Origin of the sequence: Streptomyces sp. NPDC058008 (assembly GCF_042886395.1) — a bacterium.
Classification (GTDB): Bacteria; Actinomycetota; Actinomycetes; order Streptomycetales; family Streptomycetaceae; genus Streptomyces.
Window position 1 is genome coordinate 5223 of the sequence record NZ_JBHVQX010000015.1, and the last position, 16933, is coordinate 22155.

The following is a 16933-nucleotide window of genomic DNA, read 5'->3' on the forward strand; positions in this document are numbered from 1 at the left end:
CCTCGCGGGTGTTTTACATGTGGGGCGAGGGGGCCTCCTCGGGGGGGGCGTCGCAGCCGCCCTCGGGGTGGGGGCGGCGACGCCGTGTTCCCCCACGGGTGTGCGCTCGGCGCGCCCACGTATTGCGGGCGGCTGCCCCCGGCCATAACGTGCGCCCATGGAGCTGGAGTTACGACATCTGCGCACCGTACGGGCCATCGCCGACACCGGCAGTCTCACCAAGGCCGCCGGCGTCCTCGGGCTCGCCCAGCCCGCGCTCAGTGCCCAACTGCGGAGGATAGAGAAGTCGCTGGGCGGCCCGCTCTTCGACCGGGACCACACGGGTGCCCGGCCGACGCCGCTCGGTGAGCTGGTCCTGGAACGCGCCCGGGTGGTGCTGCCCGCGGTGAGTGAGCTCCAGGCGGAGGCGGTGCGGTTCGCCAACGCCTCGGCGGCCGTGGAGCGTTTCCGGCTGGGCGGCACGCACGGCCCGCTGCTCGGGGGGCTCGTGGACCGGCTGGCCGCCGCCCACCCGAGGACTCCGGTGACCACCCACACCTCCTGGTCGGTGGCCGAGATCGCCTCGCTGCTGACCGACGGCCGCCTGGACTTCGCGCTGATCGGCACCTGCGGGGAGAGCCCCCCGCCGCTGGCGGACCGCCTCCTGTGGGAGGTGATCGGCGTCGATCCGGTCTTCGTGATGCTGCCGGAGAGCCACCGCCTGGCAGACCTGCCGGAGCTGGAGCTGTCGGCGCTGGCGGGCGAGTGCTGGGCGGACGTGCCCGGCGACGGCTGCTTCGCCGACTGCTTCACCACCGCCTGCGCGCGGGCGGGCTTCACCCCGCAGTCGGTGTACGAGACGGACACGGCGTCCGTCGTCCATCTGGTGCAGGTGGGCCGGGCGATCGGGCTGTGCCGGGCCACGTTCCCGCCGGCCCCGGGACTGGTGACCCGCCCGCTCGTGGGTTCGCCGCTGACCTGGCGCCATCTGCTCGGCCGGCACCCCCGCTCCCCCGCCGCGGGCGCCGCCTCCGGCACGGTGACGGGCCACACCCGTTCGGCGTACGCGGAGGCGGTGCGGCGCAGCGACAGTTACGCGGGCTGGCTCGCCGCGCATCCCCGCTTCGGCCCCGCGCCCTGATCCGGGGTGCGGGGCGGCTACTCCGCGCCGTGCCCGGCGGCCACGGCCTCCACCCGCGAGGCGAGGGTGAGGTCCTTGCGGGTGACGGCGCCCCCCGCGTCGTGCGTGTGCACGGCGAGGGACACGGTGTTGTACCCGAGGGCCAGGTCCGAGTGGTGGTTGAGCTCGTCCTGGATCTGGGCGATGTGGACGGTCAGTCCGGCCGCCGCGAAGTGGGAGGGCAGTCGGTAGGTACGGGTGATCCGGTCGCCGTCGAGCTGCCAGCCGGGCAGTTCGCTCAGACCGGCCTCGACGTCGTGGGCGGACAGGGGTTCAGCGGGCATACGGCGGCTCCTGGGCGCATGGGTACGGTCGACGGTGCCCGTGACGTTACGGTCCGGCGTCCCCCCTGTCGCGCCTGACACGGGCGGGGGCCGCCGCTGCCGCCCCTTCGCCCTCACTCCGCGGTGGCCGGGCGCGTCCAGGGAGCGTCGCTCCGGGCCAGCAGGGTGACGGCCGTTCCCACGGCGGCCAGGAGGGCGACGGCGATCAGCAGGGGCAGCGCCGGGTGTACGTGCAGTGCGGCCAGGGCCCCGAAGAAGGCACCGGCCAGCATGGCCGCGGCGGACAGGACGCGACGGCCCGCCCGGCTGCCGGTCCCCAGGGCGAGGCGGCTGTCGGCCACGGCCCCGGTGAGGGTGCGGGTCAGCACGGTCGTGGTGAGGTCGGGCACGGCGAGCGCCCGGACGGCGGCGTTCTGCACTCCGAGCCCGAGGCCGAGCAGCACGATGAGCGTGAAGCGCACGCCCCCGGTGTACGGCCCGCCGGAGACCAGCGTGACGACCATGGCCGCGGTGACGAAGGCGGTCTCGACGAGGAGCGCGCGCTGCAACTGCCGGCCCCGGTGGGAACCGGCCAGGTGGACGGTGATGCCTCCGGCGAGCGCCCCGGCCGCGAACGACCCGAGCGCCACGGCCGAGGCGAGCGTCGAGAAGGTCGGGGCGCCCGCGAGGGCGAAGCCCATGAAGACGACGTTGCCCGTCATGTTGGCGACGAAGACGTGCCCGAGGAGCAGGTAGCTGAACGCGTCGACGAGGCCGGTGAGCAGGGTCAGGACGAGCAGCAGGGGCGGCAGCGGACCGTGCGGGCCCCGCATGTCGGGGACGAGCGTGTCCCGGGCCTCACGCAGCACGACGGGCATGAGCGGCACACTCCGATCACTCGATGTGGTCAGGATTGTGCCGCAGCCCGGCGGCGCCGCCGTCCGTACGCGCCGGGCGGAGCTGGCCGGCTCCGCCCGGCGCGCCGGCCCGCGCGTTACACGCGTGCCCCGTTGTCGGCCGGGTCCCGGCGCGGCCGCCCGGCCCCCGCCCGCCTGCCCGGTGCCCGCTTCCGGGCAGGCGGCGGGGCCTTGCTGCTCCGCTCCAGGAGGAGCGCCCCCGGTACGGCCGTCATCACGGAGGAGTACGTCCCCACGCAGATGCCGATGAGGAGGGCCAGCGCGAAGTCGGCGAGCGAGTCGCCGCCGAGTACGGCGAGGGCGACCAGGATGAACAGGGCGCCCATCCCGGTGTTCACGGTGCGCGGGACGGTCTGAAGGACCGCGCGGTTGGCGACTTCGGCCACCGGGGCACGCCGGTTCCCCGACCACAGTTCCCGTACGCGGTCGAAGACCACCACGGAGTCGTTGACGGAGTAGCCGATGACGGTGAGCAGGGCCGCGAGGAAGATCCCGTCGACGGGGCGTCCGAGCCAGGCGAAGGCGCCGATCAGGATGATGACGTCGTGCACCAGTGCACCGACCGACGCCACGGCGAACGTCCAGCGGAACCGGGCGGCGAGGTAGGCGAGTTGCACGAAGACGGCCACCCCCAGGGCGATCAGGGCGTTGCGCCGCAGTTCGTCGCCGAGGCTGGGTCCGATGAGCTCGTCCCGCACCTTGGTGGTCTCGCCCCCTTCCTCGGCCAGCGCGGCCCGCAGGGCGTGTTCCCCGTCGTTGTCCAGTTGCCCGGTGCGCACGGACAGGTCGCGCTCACCGGCGGTGGTGACCTCGGCGTCGGTGAAGCCGGCGGCGGTGATCGCGTCGCGGGCCGTCTCGACGTCGACGGGGCGGCTGGTGGAGTACTCGACCAGCCGCCCCCCGGTGAACTCGACACCCAGGTCGATCCCGCGCACCAGGATGCCGGTCACGGCGATGAGGACGAGTGCGGCGGACGTCAGGAGCCAGCGGCGCGGCGACCTGAACAGCTGGGGGTCGCGCGTGTTCAGCCAGGTACGGACGCGGCCGGGGCGTGCGATGCCGTTGACGCCCCGGTAGTCGGCGACGAACCGGGATCCGGCCGCGATCTCGGTGAGCGCGCGGGCGATGACCAGCGCGGAGAACATCGAGACCAGGACACCGATCGCGAGGGTGACCCCGAAGCCCTTGACCGGCCCCGAGCCGAGGAAGAAGAGGAGGGCCGCGGCGATCAGCGTGGTGACGTTGGAGTCGGCGACGGCGCTCCAGGCGTTGCGGAATCCCGCGGTGAGCGCGGCGCGCAGCGAGCCGTCCCGCCGTTCCGCGTACTCCTCCCGGGCCCGTTCGAAGACGAGGACGTTGGCGTCGACCGCCATGCCGATGGCGAGGACGAACCCGGCGAGCCCCGGCAGGGTCAGGGTGACGCCCAGGGCGACGAGGGCGGCGTAGGAGATCACGCCGTACGCGGCCAGGGCCAGCGCGGCGAGAGCGCCGAAGAGCCGGTACATCAGGGCGATGAAGAGCGCGGTGGCGGCGGCGCCGATGAGGGCGGCCTGGGCACTGGCCTCGATGGCGGCGGCACCGAGCGTCGGGCCCACGGTCCGCTGCTCGACGATCTCCACGGGCACGGGCAGTGCGCCGCCCTTGATGAGGAGGGCGAGATCGCGGGCCTCACCGGCGCTGAAGGAACCGGTGATCCGGGTGGAGCCGGAGGGCAGCCCCGCCTCGCAGCCGACCGAGGGGTCGACCTGCGGCGAGGAGATGACCTTCCCGTCGAGGACGATCGCGACGCGCCGCCGTTCGTCCCCGGCGGGGTTGCAGGCGGCGTCGCCCGTGAGGCGCGTCCACGCGCGGCCCGCCTCCTTGTGGAAGTCGAGCGAGACCGTCCAGCCCGCGCCCTGCTGACCGTCGAAGTCGGCGGTGGCGTCCTTGACCCCGGCCCCGGAGAGGGCCACCGGGCCGAGGGCGAGGGGGGTGCCCTGTTCGTCGGGCAGCGTCTCCCCCGTCCCGTCGGCCTGCCCGGTCCCGGGGCCCTGGACGGCGTGGAAGCTGAGCTGAGCGGTCTTGCCGATGACCTCGGCGGCCTGGCGGGGGTCCTGGACGTCGGGCAGTTCGACGATGATCCGGTCCTCGCCCGAGCGTGTCAGCGCCGGCTCGGCGACACCGAGGGAGTCGATGCGCCCGCGCAGTACCTCCAGGGTGCGGTCGGTGCTCTCCCGGTCCGCCTTCGTGGCGCCGGAGTCCTTGGCCTGGAGCACCATCCGGGTGCCGCCCTGGAGGTCGAGGCCGAGTCTGGGTGACATGGTCAGCGTGATGAACACGGAGACGAGCAGTACGGCGGCAGCCAGAACCGCTCGCACCGTGGTGGCGCGAGTCATGGGTATCCCCTCGAGTGGGCGTCGTCCGCCCTGGCTTCAGAGAGGAGGGCGGGGCGACAGGTCTGTGGAGCAGAACCGGTGGACGGCCGGCTGACCGGCCGTCACCCCCGGCGGCCCCCGGACCCCGGGCAGCGCTTCCCGGACCCGTACGACGAGGGGGCCCGCACCGGCTGCCCCCGGCGTGACGCCCCGGGGCAGCGGCAGGCTCCGCGGGCACGGCGGCAGGGCGGCCTGCCCGGGCGGGGGAACGTGATGCGGCGCGTGCGGCCGGTCGGCACCGGCCCGGGGCCCCGGCGCGGGAACGGCCTCCATCCACCGGCCGGGAACGGGCCGGGTGATGGCCCGGGGCACGGGGGTGAGGACGGAGGGGTGCGCGGTCGGGGTGAGCGGAGGGGGGCCGTCGGCGGACGGGACGGCGCCGTCGGCGGACGGGACGGTGCCGTCGGCGGACGGGACGGTGCCGTCGGCGGACGGGACGGTGCCGTCGGCGGATGTGGCGGGCGCAGCGGCAGGAACGGCAGGGGGCGCGGGCGTGGCGGCACCGGCGGCGGGAGCGACACCGACAGGATCGACAGCCTGCGCGCCGATGTCGGCCGAACCCACCGCCTGGACGGCAGCACGCGCTGAACCACCGGCAGGCACGACAGGGAACGCGGACGCACCGGCAGGCACGACAGGGGACGCGGACGCGGCGGCAAGTGCGGCAGGAGACTTGGGCGAACTGGCAGGCGCGGAGGCATCGGCAGCGGCCTGCGCCCCGACACCGGCAGGATCGGCAGCCCGGGCCCCGACGTCAGCCGAACCCACCGCCTGGACGGCAGCACGCGCTGAACCACCGGCAGACACGACAGGAAACGCGGACACACCGGCAGGCACGACAGGGGACGCGGACGCGGCGGCAAGCGCGGCAGACACGGCAAGGCGCGCGGGCGCACCGGCAGGGTCCGGTGCCTGCGCGGGTACCTCGGCGGGGCGCGTCGGCGCGGCCACGGCGGGTGCCGGGCCGGGGCCCCGGTCCGCACTCGCGGTGGCGGCTGACGCGGGGGCGCCGCCGACCAGGGTCAGTACGACGAGGAGCAGCGCGGCCAGGGCGCCCCGCAGCGGGTGAGGCGGGGTGCCGGGCGGCCCCGCCGGGGGTGCGTTCCCCCGGGGCGCCCCCGGGAGGGGGCTCACCTCTGCCGGGCCGGGCGAACGGACGCCGCGCCTCCGGCGGCGGGGCCGAGGGCGGAGCCCAGGATCAGCGCCGCGCCCCGCACGACGGCGGTCGAGGGGTCGGGGGCGATGCGCACCGGCACGCCGAGGCGGCCGGCGATCCGGTCGGTGATGTCACGGCGGAGCGCTCCGCCGCCGGTGAGCAGGGGCCCGCGGCGCAGGGCCCCGCGCACCGCGCCGTGCCGGTCCTCACGCCACATGGACGTGATCATGTCGAGGACGTTCGCGACGGGTTCCCCGGGCAGTGCCCCCGGTCCGAGGTCGCTGAGTCCCGCGTCGGCCTGCCGGGCGTCGGCCACCGCTCCTCCGACGAGGAGGGCGACTTCGGTCAGCTCGGCGCCCATGTCGACGACGAGCAGCGGGCCGCCGCCGAGCTGTCCGGCGCACGCGGCGGCGGCGCCCGCGCTGTTGAGGACCACGGCGCGGGACGTCCCCAGAGCGGCGAGGAGTTCCCTCGCCAGCGCGCGGTGTTCCTCTCCGGCCAGGACCGGGTGGCTGAGCACGACGGCGCTGTCCTGCCGGTGGGTGCCCAGCGCGCTGTCGGCAAGGCGTCCCAACAGCCCGGCACAGGACTCGGGATCGACGATGCGTCCCCGCCGGACCGGCCGGCCGGCGTCGTCCCAGCCGGCCCCTCCGACGGTGACGAGCCCCCGTCCCGGGACCCAGGCGCGGGCGCCGGAACTGCCGAGGTCGACGGCCAGTGCTCTGACCGGGCCGGGACGGCAGGCGGCACGGGCGGGTGCCTCCGGCCGCCGGAGGACCGGCCGGCCGCGCCGCCGTCCGTCACGCGAAGAACGCACCGGCCCTCACCCTCAGGTCTGCCGCCACAGCCACCGGTTCACTGATAGCGAGGCTAGATCGATCCCTCACTATGCAATACAAGGCACGGAAACGCCACTGTCTGAAGAATTCCAAGGCACGGGCCGGTCGGCGCCCTTCACTCCTCCACGGTCAGAAACGCCTCGACCAGTTCGGCGAACTCCTCGGGAGCCGCTGTCCGGACCCCCAGGTCCTCGGCCTTGACCCGCTTGGATCCGGCCTTCTCCCCGGCGACGAGCAGACTCGTGCGCTTGGAGACGCTGGAGGAGGACTTCCCGCCGGCCCGCTCGATCAGCTCGTTCATCTGGTTGCGCGAGAGCTTCTCCAGCACCCCGGTCATGGCTCCCGTGACGACGACCGTCATACCGGCGAGCGGCAGTGCGGCCTCCGCCTGGTCCCCGGCACCGTCCTCCTGCGCGGCCCCGGGTTCGGGCGGCGGAGTCGCGCCGGGCTCCGTCATGTTGACCCCGGCGGCCACCAGCTTGCCGATCAGCGGCGCCAGCTCCTCCAGCTCCCTGACGACCGCCGCCGCCTTCTCCTTGCCGATCCCGTCGACCCGCTGCAATTCCTCGGCGTCGGCGGCGACGATCCGGTCCATCGAGGCGAAGTGGCGGGCGATCCGGCGGGACATGGAGCGGCCCGTGCCCCGGACACCGAGGGCGCAGAAGACACGGGACAGCGGTCGGGCCCCGGCCGTCCTGATGGCCGCGAGGAGGTTGTCGGTGGACGTCTCCCCCATCCGCTCCAGGGAGAGCAGCTGGTCGCGCTCCAGGGTGAACAGGTCGGCGAAGTCCTGGACGAGGCCCGCGTCGACGAGCTGGACGACCCGGGTGGCGCCGAGCCCCTCGATGTCGAGCTGATCGCGTCCGGCCGCGTAGGAGACGGAGGCGACCAGACGGCAGTCGCGGCCCCGGGTGCAGCGCCAGCGCTGTTCGCTCGTGTCGATGTCCGAGCCGCACTGGGGGCAGACCTCGGGGAATTCGACCGGCTGTTCCTCACCCGTCCTCAGATGGGCCACCGGGGCCTCGATGCGGGGGATGATGTCGCCGGCCTTGTAGACCATGACGTGGTCGCCCACCCGCAGGTCCCGGCGGGTGATGTCGGCCGGATTGTGCAGCGTGGCGTAGCTGACGGTGGAGCCGTCGATCTCCACGGGCTCCAGGACGGCGCGCGGCGCGATGATGCCGGTCCTTCCGACGTTCCACTCGACGCCCAGCAGCCGGGTGACCTTCTCGACGGCCGGGAGCTTGTACGCGATGGCCCAGCGCGGCGCCCGCGTCCCGGAGCCGGCGTCGCGCTGGTCGGCCGCCAGGTCGGCCTTGATCACGATGCCGTCGATGCCGAAGGGCAGCGAGGCCCGCAGCGAGGCGATGTCCTCGACCCCGGCCTGCACGTCTTCGGCCGTGGTGACGGTGCGCGGGGCGACCGCCGTGTCCGCCGCCGTGTGCACGCCGAGTCCGGCGACGTATTCCAGGACCTCGCTGTGCGGGAGTCCGGCCAGGGTGTCCGTCAGCTCCCCGGAGCCGGGCAGCGCGAGCGCGCCGTAGGCGAAGAAGGTCATCTCCACGCGGTACGGACGGTCCTTGGCCCGCAGGGTGCCCGCCGCTCCGTTGCGCGGATTGGCGAAGGGGGCGGCGCCGTGCTCGGTGCGCACCGTGTTCGCCTGCTCGAACTGCTCGTTGGTCATGAGGATCTCGCCGCGCAGCTCCAGCGTGACGGGCGCGCCGAGCCGCTCGGGCAGGCCGAGCACCGTGCCGATCGCGTGCGAGACGTCCTCGCCGGCCGTGCCGTCGCCCCGGGTGATCAGCCGGTCGAGCCGGCCCTGCCGGTAGCGTGCGGCGACGGCCAGACCGTCGAGCTTGGGCTCCACGCTCCAGGCGGCGACGGACCTGCCGATGCGCCGCTCCACGGAGGCGGTCCAGGTGACGAACTGCTCGGCGGAGAAGACGTTGTCCAGCGAGAGCATCGGGACGGTGTGCGGCACGTCCCCCGTGTCCGCGCCGCCCGCGACCTTGCCGGTCGGCGAGGCGTCCAGCACCTCCTGCGGGTGCTCCTCCTCGTACGCCGCGATCCCGCGCACGAGCCGGTCGTACGCGTCGTCGTCGAGCGTGCTCTCACCTGCGGTGTAGTACGCGGCGGCGGCGCGCTTGGCCTCTTCCACCGCGGCCGCGTAGGCGGCGGTGTCGGCGAGCACACCTGCTGGGTTCGTCGTCATGACCACCATCCTGCCGTCCGCCACTGACAATGCCCCCGGACCGCTGTACCCGGTCCGGCGGCAGGCACGGCGGGCGCTCCGACACGGTGGCCCGGCAGGGGCGCTGACGTGCCGGAACCCTTCGCCCGCCCACCGGATCACCCGGTATAAAGACTGCATGACTGCCGATGTCCCGCCCCCCGTGCGCCCCGCCACCCTGGAGGACGTGGCCGCGGTGGCGGGCGTGTCCCGGGCGACCGTCTCCCGTGTGATCAACGGTGCGACCACGGTGGATCCGGCCCTGCGCAAGGTCGTGGAGGAGGCGGTGGCCGCCACGGGCTACGTCCCCAACCGGGCGGCGCGTTCGCTGGTGACCCGGCGGACCGATTCGATCGCCCTGGTGGTGTCCGAGCGCGAACGCCGCCCCGTCTCCGAGCCGTTCATCGGCCGGATGTTCTCCGACCCGCACTTCGGGCGGGTGGTCGGCGGGCTGATGGACGTACTGCGCCCCGCCGGCATCCAGATGGTGCTGATGCTGTCCGACGACGAGGCCTCCCGCAACCAGCTGTTGTCGTACCTGCGCCAGGGCCACGTGGACGGGGTGGTGCTGATCTCCTCGCACGCCGACGATCCGCTGCCCGGTCTGCTCCACGACACCCGGCTGCCCGCCGTGCTGGCCGGCCGGCCCCGCAGCCCCTCACCGCTGACGTACGTCGAGGCGGACCAGCGGGCCGGGGCCCGGATGGCGGCCGACCACCTGGCGGCGCTGGGCCGAAGACGCGTCGGAACGGTCGCGGGCCCGCAGGACATGCCCGCGGGCCAGGTACGGCTGACCGGCTTCCTGGACGCGCTGCACCAGCACGGCATCGGGGACGTCGTGACCGCCGAGGGGGACTTCACCCATGCGGGCGGGGCATCGGCGATGCGGCAGCTCCTGCGCGAACGCCCCGACCTGGACGCGGTGTTCATCGCCTCGGACCTGATGGCGCTGGGGGCACTGCCCGTGCTGCTGAGGGCGGGCAGGGACGTGCCCGGGGACGTGGCGGTGGTCGGCTTCGACGACAGCAACGCCGCGGTGGCCTGCGATCCGCCGCTGACGACGGTGCGTCAGCCGGTGGAGGAGATGGCGGCCGAGATGGCCCGGCTCCTCCTGAAGCAGATCGCCAGCCCTGCCGACGGCCCCGCGCCGTCCGTGGTCTTCCACCCGACCCTGGTACGGCGCGAGTCCGCCTGAGGCCCGGCCCCGTTCATCCCCGCGGCCCCGGGAGGGCGTCGTCGGGGTCGGGGACGGAGGGAAGGATCCGCACGGCAGGCACCGGCCCGTCGCCGGGACCCGGCCGACCGCCACGGTCCGGGGTGTCCTCACGGTCCGGGGTGTCCTCACGGTCCGGGGTGTCCTCACGGTCCGGGGTGTCCGCCCGTGCCGCCCCCGCGAAGCCCTCCTGCCGCAGCGGCACCTGGGGGCCGGAGAGCTCCCTCAGCCAGCGCGCCAGCACCCTGTGCACCGCCTCCGCCCCCACGGGCCCGGTGGCGGGCCCCGCCGCCGGGCCGTCCGGGGACGCCTCCCGGGGGCCGTCCGCCGCCACGGCGTCCAGGGGGTCCGTCAGCGTGCGGGGCCAGAGGAGGAACGGCCGCGCCTGCTCCCCGCCCAGCCCCCCGTGGGAACCGATCTGCTCCTCGAAGGCGTGCACCCGGCCGCTCTCCGGGTCGTACATCGAATTGACCATCACGTCCGCGACGTGCGGGAAGCCGTCGGTCCGCCGCACCGCGTCCGCCGCGCCCGCCCCGAAGGCGGCGATCGGCCCCTCCCCGTCCTTCAGGTCCGCGACCGGGACCTCCACGCCGCCCCGGCCGAGCACCACCGACCCGTGCTTCTGGCTCCGCACCAGCAGGAAGCCGATCCCCGGATGGGAGGCGAGCGTGCCGAGCAGCGCGGGATAGCGGCGGTCGAGCTGCTCGCGCGAGGCCCGCCCCTCGATGTCCGGGAACGACAGCAGCCCGAGGTTCCCCGAGGCGAGCACGACCGGGTCCGACGGCTTGGCCGGGTGCGGGGCGTCCTGCTCCCCGACGACGGGCCTGTGCAGCGCGATGCGCACCGCGTCGCGGGCCTCCGAGGCACTGCGGGTCCCCTGGGCGCGGCGGGGGACGGGCAGCCCGCAGCCGGCCCGTACGAGGTCCTTGAGGGTGAGTCCGTAGCGCCCCGCGAACGTCTCCCCGGGGCTCTGGCCGTGGTCGGAGAGCAGCACGATCCGGTAGTCGCGCGGGGTGTGGTCGGCGATCTTCAGGATGAGGCCCAGCGAACGGTCGAGCCGTGCCAGGACCTTCTCCGCGTCCCTGCTGTGCGGTCCGGAGTGGTGGGCGACCTCGTCGTAGGCGACCAGGTCGGCGTAGACCGCGGTACGTCCCGCGAACATGTCGCCGATCACCGCGGCCACCACCACATCGCGTTCGACGACGGTCGCGAAGGCCCTGATGAACGGGTACAGCCCGCCCCGCTTGACCCGGGGGGACTCCTTCCGCAGCCGTGCCCGGACGGACTGGCAGATCTCGCGGCCCACCTCGGCGACGAAGGACAGGGCGGTGCGGACGGCGTTGGCGGGGTCGGAGAAGTAGGCGAAGTAGCCGGCGCGCGAGCGGCGCCCCTTGCCGAGCCTGGCGGCCATCGACAGGACCAGGGCGAGCTGGTCCGCTCCGCCGCTGAAGAGGTTGCCCCGGCTGGCGCCGTCGACGGTGAGCAGTCCGCCGTCGTGGGTGCGGGCGATGGCCCTGCGCTGGAGTTCGAGGGCGCTCGCCGGTCTGCTGGAGACCATGACGGTGCCGGTCTCCTTCTCGAACCAGCGGAAGGCCGGCACGTCGAAGTTGCTTCCGTGCAGGATGCCGAGCTGGCTGGCGCCGGTCTGGCTGGACCAGTCGGTGGTCCACGGGGTCAGCCGGTGGCCCGCCTCGTCGGCGAGCAGTCCGGCCACCGTCGGCATGACACCGTCGGCCGCCGCCTGTTCCAGCACGCCGTGGCCGACGCCGTCGAGCTGGACGAACACGATGCCGGGCGGGCCGCCGCGCCGTCCGTCCGCGTGCGGCGGCGTCCCGCTGCGTCTGCGGCGCCGGTCGGCGAGGCGGGAGAGTCTGCGCCGGTAGGCGTCGTCGTCACGGACCGCGAGGGCGGTGGAGGTCGCGGAGGCGACGGCGGACATGACGGCCGCCACGACCACCGCGGTCTCCGGGTTGGCGTCGCCGCGCCCGTCCGGTATGAGACGCAGGGCGATCAGCAGCAACGACCCGTTGAGGAAGAAGACCAGGGCGCCCAGCACCAGGGCGGGCACGATGAGCAGCGCTCTGACGAGCACGGGCCACACGAGGGCGGAGAGCAGCCCGAAGGCGCCCGCTCCCCAGGCCGCGGTGAAGGCGGTCCGGGTGATGGTGTCGCCGTCGTCGGCCTGGAGCCGGAAGTCGGGCAGGATCCCCGCCAGGACGAGCATGGTGAGCGTGGAGACGGCCCACACCGAGACCACGCGGAGGAGGGCTCCCCCCGCCCTGCGCCATCGCCCGTCACTCACGCCGTTCCACCTCACGTCCGGGCCCGGTGTTCGTCACGGGCCCGCGTCAAGCCTGTCATAGCCCTCCCGGACGTGTTCGGGGCCCCGGGGCCCCTCCGGGGATCAGCAGCCGTCGTATCCTGCGGTCGGCATGGAGAGCCTGCGGTGGACGCTGGCCTTGCTGCGCGCGGTGTAGGCGGGCTCCTCCAGACCGGCGTACTCCAGCCGTACGCCCCTGCGCGCGCACTCCGCCGCGAAGTCCGGCACCGAGGCGACCGCCCGCGCGAGCACCCGGTCGTTGGGGGCGACGAACAGCTCGACCTCCGCTCCCCCGGTGCCGGCCCACAGGGCGTGGTGGTCGGGGCGCAGTCCGTAGACCCGGAGCTGGCGGGTGACGACGTAGCCCCGGTCGGCGGCCCAGCGTGCGCACATGGCGTGCTGGCTGCGGGTGTCGACGAGGAACGGGTCGCCGTCGAGCTCCTCCAGCGGCGTGAGACTGGCGATGGCCGCCACCCGTACGTCCGCGATGACGTCGTCCATGAACGGATCCCCCCGCACTCGGATGCTCCGCACGACCCTACCCCCGCGGTAGCCCTCCGTAGCCGCCCGGTGCCGTGCCGGATACGGCGCGAAGGAGCACTCCGGCGTGGGAGGGGCGCGGAGCGCCTACCCTCGTACGCGTACGGGGACGGCGGGGGCACGGACGAGGAGGCGGGGCGGTGGAGGTCACCTGGTGGGGTCATGCCACCTGCACGATCGAGGACACCGGGGTCCGGGTGCTGACCGACCCGCTGTTCGCCCGGCGCTTCGCGCACCTGCGCCGCCGCCGGGGCGAGGTCCCGCCGCCCGAGGCCGCGGTCGCCGACGCGGTCCTGATCTCCCACCTGCACTCCGACCACCTGCATCTCCCCTCCCTGGCCCGCCTCGCGCCGGGCAGCCTGCTGATCGTGCCCCGGGGCGCCGTCGGGGCCGTCCCGGGCCTCCGGCTGCTGCGCCGGGCGCGCGGCCTGCGGATCGCCGAGGTCGCCCCCGGGGACGTGGTGCCGGTCGGCGGGGTCCGGGTCCGCGCGGTCCCGGCGCTGCACGACGGACGCCGGCTGCCGGTCGGCCCGCACCGGGTGCCCGCTCTCGGGTACGTCGTCGAGGGCGAGGCCCGCACCTACTTCGCCGGGGACACCGGACTGTTCGAGGGCATGGCCGACGCGGTGGGGCCGGTGGACGTGGCGCTGCTGCCGGTGGGCGGCTGGGGGCCCAACCTGGGCCACCACCACCTGGACGCGTCCCGGGCCGCGCGGGTGCTGACCCTGCTGGAGCCCCGGTCGGCGGTCCCGGTGCACTACGGCACGTACTGGCCGATCGGGATGGACGGGATCCGGCCGCACGAGTTCCACGCGCCGGGGGACGAGTTCGTGCGGCAGGCGGCGCGGGTGGCACCGGAGGTGGCGGTGCACCGGCTGGGGCACGGCGAGCATGTGAGGCCGGAGGCCCGTAGGTGATACAGGAAGTGCTGCGGCAGCTGCCGACGGAGTCGACGCAGCAGGCCGTCGGCTATCCGTCGCTGTTCCTGCTCGTGGCGTTGGGGTCGCTGGTGCCGGTGGTGCCGACGGGCGCGCTGGTGAGTACGGCGGCCGTGGTGACGCTCCACCAGACGTCACCGTTCGCCCTGCTCGTGGTGTTCGCCGTGGCGTCGGGGGCGGCGTTCCTCGGGGACGTCTGCCTGTACTGGCTGGGGCAGCGCGGGGTGCGGTCCAGGAACGGTTCGAAGTGGCTGGAGACGATCACCGGACGGGCCGCTCCGGAGCGGCTCGCGCAGGCGCAGCGGAAGCTGGAGGAGCAGAGCGGGACGGTGCTGGTGCTGTCCCGGCTGGTGCCGGCCGGGCGGATACCGGTGATGCTGGCCTGTCTGCTGGGCCGGATGCCGTTGCGGCGGTTCGCCCGGGGGGACGTGCCCGCCTGTCTGGCCTGGGCGGCGACGTATCAGCTGATCGGGATCCTGGGAGGTTCGCTGTTCCCGGAGCCGTGGGAGGGCGTGCTCGCGGCGGTCGTGCTGACGCTGCTGATCAGCGGGAGCCCGGCGCTGTGGCGGCGGCTGCGGGCGCGGATGGCCGGCTGAGGGGCCGGTGGCGCGCCGGCCGGGCACGGTCAGGCCTCCAGGACGCGTGAGCCGCCGACGGGCAGGTCCCAGAGGTCGCCGCGCGGGTATCCGGCCTGCTGCCAGGCCGTGCGGAGGCGGGTGAGCGGTTCGAGCACGGGTTCGGCGGAGAGCAGGAACGTGGCCCAGTGCATCGGGGCCATCGCGCGGGCACCGAGGTCCGCGTACGCCTGTACGGCCTCCTCGGGGTCGGTGTGCACGTCGGAGAGCCACCAGCGCGGTTCGTACGCGCCGATCGGCAGCATGGCCAGGTCGAGTCCCGGGTAGCGGCGGCCGATCTCCTTGAACCAGTGGCCGTAGCCGGTGTCCCCCGCGAAGTAGAGCCGCCGCCCCGCCCCGTCGCCGATGACCCAGCCGCCCCAGAGGGACCGGCAGGTGTCCAGGAGGGTGCGTTTGGACCAGTGGTGGGAGGGGACGAAGTCGAACCGGACGCCGCCCAGGTCCACCGACTCCCACCAGTCGAGCTCGGTGACGCAGGTGAACCGGCGGCGGCGGCACCAGCGGCCGAGCCCGGCGGGGACGAGCAGCGGGGTGCTCCGGGGGAGCCTGCGGAGCGTGGGGGCGTCCAGGTGGTCGTAGTGGTTGTGGCTGATCAGCACCGCGTCGACGGGCGGCAGTTCCTCCCAGCGGACGCCGGCCGGGGTGATCCTGGCCGGGGTGCCCAGGATGCGCCGCGACCAGACGGGGTCGGTGAGGACGGTGAGTCCGCCGATGCGGACGACCCAGCTGGCGTGTCCGGCCCAGGTGACGGCCGTCGTGTCCGGGCCCGCGTCGGGCAGCGGCCGGGGGGCGTACGGCAGCCGGTGGATGCCCCGGAGGCCCTCCGCGTTGGGGCGCATCGCGCGCTCCCTGGCCAGACGAGTCATGCCCCTGACACCCGGAAGCGGCGCGGTGAGCCGGTCGGCGAAGCTACGGGGCCAGGTGCGCGGCTCGCCGAGGCGCCGCGGTGGGGCGACAGGGCGGCCCGCGGGCGCACGGCCGGCTCCGGCGAACGGTCGCTCCGTCTGTTCCGTCATCGAGAGGCTCCTGTCATCGGAGTTCATCGAGGGCTGCTGCGAAAATGCTCAGCGCCCGGGCGACATGCGGCAATTCCAGGGGCTCCACCGCAGTGAGGGACTCCGTCTGCTCCCCGGGGGTTGAGCCGAGCAGCGGTCCGGTGCCGAGCCGTACCCGCAGCGCTCCCAGTTCGTCCCCGAAGCGGTGGCCTCCGGGAGCCGGGGCGCCGAGACGTTTCGTCAGGTAGTCCTCCAGCTCCATGGAGTCGGTGACGCCCCGGGCGGCGAGCCGGGCGCGCAGGGGGCTGAGATCGGCGTAGAGGTGCCGGCCGGCCTGCGGGGGCCGGGCGAGGGCGCCGACGGTGAGCACCGCGCGGTGCGCGGCGGAGGCGACGTGCGTCTGGAGGCTCGCCGCCTGCCGGATCCTGGTGGTGACGGCCTCGGGTTCGCCCAGCGCGTGGGCGGCGGCCCTGGCCACCGGCTCCGCGACGAGCGCGCCGAGGGCGGTGAGGACGTCGAGGACCCGGGCCCGGCGCGCGGCGGCGCGCGGGGTGGCCGGGAAGCGTGCGACGGCCACCGGCCAGGCGGACGGGGTGAGCGCTCCGGCGAGGTCGGACAGGACGGTGACGTCGTCGGGGCACATCTCGGCGGGACTGAGCAGGACGGTGTCCCGGGGCCGGTGCAGGGTGTCCCGCCAGGTCTCGTCGCTGACGATGTGCAGGCCCTCGGAGACCGCGGCCTCGCACGCCTCGCGCACCAGCTCCGGCGGCGCGAGGGTCGCCGTCGGGTCGTCGGCCACGGAGATCAGGAGCAGCCGGGGCCTGCCGCCTTCGGCCCGCACCCTGCGCACGGTCTCCAGCAGGGCGTACGGGTCGGGGATGCCGCCGCACTCGGCGGGCGTGGGCACGTGGTAGGCGGGCCGCCCCAGCAGCCGCGCCTGCGGCATCCAGGTGGCGGGGCACGGCCGGGGCATGAGCACGTCGCCGCCGTGCGCGGCGATCAGCGCGAGCAGGAGCGGCTGGACGCCCGGGGCCGCCGCGATGTCCCCGGGCCCGCAGTGCAGGCTCCGCCGCCCCCAGTAGCCGCAGGCCGCCTCGCGCAGGATCGTTCCGCCACCGGGCGGCTCGGGCCGTGTCCACGCGGCGGACGCGGCCAGGACGCGCGCGAGCTCGGGCAGTACGGGAAGGCCGGGGTCCGGGGCGGGCGGCCCGTACCGGACCGGTCCGTGGTCCGCCCCGAGGGGACGGCGCGGGTCCCGCTCGCTCCGGTGCATCCGGGGGCCTCCCTCCGCCGCGTCGCCCTCAGGCCCCTTTA

At 74.8% G+C, this 16933-nt stretch carries 13 protein-coding genes; 4 read left to right on the forward strand and 9 right to left on the reverse strand.

Annotated elements, in window-relative coordinates; genetic code table 11:
* Positions 1 to 157 precede the first annotated feature (157 nt).
* Positions 158 to 1120: a LysR family transcriptional regulator gene (locus tag ACFVS9_RS16725; protein ID WP_383117682.1), complete on the forward strand. Its 963-nt coding sequence runs from the start codon at positions 158 to 160 to the stop codon at positions 1118 to 1120.
* 17 nt (positions 1121 to 1137) lie between these two features.
* On the opposite strand, the gene ACFVS9_RS16730 is transcribed toward ACFVS9_RS16725, so the two are convergent.
* The 5 genes from ACFVS9_RS16730 to ligA form a co-directional block, all read right to left on the reverse strand.
* Positions 1138 to 1443 (reverse strand): 4a-hydroxytetrahydrobiopterin dehydratase, encoded by a 306-nt coding sequence (locus ACFVS9_RS16730; RefSeq protein ID WP_389932944.1) that lies wholly within the window; start codon positions 1441 to 1443, stop codon positions 1138 to 1140.
* A gap of 113 nt (positions 1444 to 1556) precedes the next feature.
* A complete protein-coding gene (locus ACFVS9_RS16735; protein WP_389932947.1) occupies positions 1557 to 2300 on the reverse strand; it encodes a YoaK family protein in 744 nt (247 codons plus the stop codon).
* A 116-nt stretch (positions 2301 to 2416) separates the two neighbouring features.
* Positions 2417 to 4714 carry a protein translocase subunit SecD gene (gene secD, locus ACFVS9_RS16740; RefSeq protein ID WP_389932950.1) on the reverse strand — a complete coding sequence of 766 codons (2298 nt, stop codon included), beginning with the start codon at positions 4712 to 4714 and terminating at the stop codon, positions 2417 to 2419.
* A gap of 1169 nt (positions 4715 to 5883) precedes the next feature.
* A complete protein-coding gene (locus ACFVS9_RS16745; protein WP_389932953.1) occupies positions 5884 to 6726 on the reverse strand; it encodes a rod shape-determining protein in 843 nt (280 codons plus the stop codon).
* Between the two features lie 137 nt (positions 6727 to 6863).
* Positions 6864 to 8960, reverse strand: a complete 2097-nt coding sequence (ligA, locus tag ACFVS9_RS16750; RefSeq protein WP_389932956.1) for an NAD-dependent DNA ligase LigA — start codon at positions 8958 to 8960, stop codon at positions 6864 to 6866.
* Positions 8961 to 9117: 157 nt separating this feature from the next.
* Here ligA and ACFVS9_RS16755 point away from each other — a divergent pair, with 157 nt between their 5' ends.
* Positions 9118 to 10173, forward strand: coding sequence for a LacI family DNA-binding transcriptional regulator (locus ACFVS9_RS16755; RefSeq protein WP_383117688.1), 1056 nt, complete (start codon positions 9118 to 9120; stop codon positions 10171 to 10173).
* Positions 10174 to 10186: 13 nt separating this feature from the next.
* Here ACFVS9_RS16755 and ACFVS9_RS16760 read toward each other — a convergent pair whose 3' ends face one another.
* Both ACFVS9_RS16760 and ACFVS9_RS16765 read right to left on the reverse strand, forming a co-directional pair.
* Positions 10187 to 12493, reverse strand: coding sequence for a phage holin family protein (locus ACFVS9_RS16760; RefSeq protein WP_389932959.1), 2307 nt, complete (start codon positions 12491 to 12493; stop codon positions 10187 to 10189).
* 102 nt (positions 12494 to 12595) lie between these two features.
* Entirely contained in the window at positions 12596 to 13012 is a 417-nt protein-coding gene (locus ACFVS9_RS16765) for a hypothetical protein (protein WP_383117690.1), read from the reverse strand.
* 179 nt (positions 13013 to 13191) lie between these two features.
* Here ACFVS9_RS16765 and ACFVS9_RS16770 point away from each other — a divergent pair, with 179 nt between their 5' ends.
* Both ACFVS9_RS16770 and ACFVS9_RS16775 read left to right on the forward strand, forming a co-directional pair.
* On the forward strand, positions 13192 to 13968 hold the full coding sequence (locus ACFVS9_RS16770) for an MBL fold metallo-hydrolase (protein WP_383117691.1): 777 nt from the start codon (positions 13192 to 13194) through the stop codon (positions 13966 to 13968).
* Positions 13965 to 14585, forward strand: a complete 621-nt coding sequence (locus ACFVS9_RS16775; RefSeq protein WP_389932962.1) for a DedA family protein — start codon at positions 13965 to 13967, stop codon at positions 14583 to 14585. Before ACFVS9_RS16770 ends, ACFVS9_RS16775 begins: the two co-directional genes overlap by 4 nt.
* Positions 14586 to 14614: 29 nt before the next feature.
* On the opposite strand, the gene ACFVS9_RS16780 is transcribed toward ACFVS9_RS16775, so the two are convergent.
* Both ACFVS9_RS16780 and ACFVS9_RS16785 read right to left on the reverse strand, forming a co-directional pair.
* A complete protein-coding gene (locus ACFVS9_RS16780; RefSeq protein WP_389932965.1) occupies positions 14615 to 15640 on the reverse strand; it encodes an MBL fold metallo-hydrolase in 1026 nt (341 codons plus the stop codon).
* A gap of 13 nt (positions 15641 to 15653) precedes the next feature.
* On the reverse strand, positions 15654 to 16892 hold the full coding sequence (locus tag ACFVS9_RS16785) for an aminotransferase class I/II-fold pyridoxal phosphate-dependent enzyme (RefSeq protein ID WP_389932968.1): 1239 nt from the start codon (positions 16890 to 16892) through the stop codon (positions 15654 to 15656).
* Between the last annotated feature and the right edge of the window lie 41 nt (positions 16893 to 16933).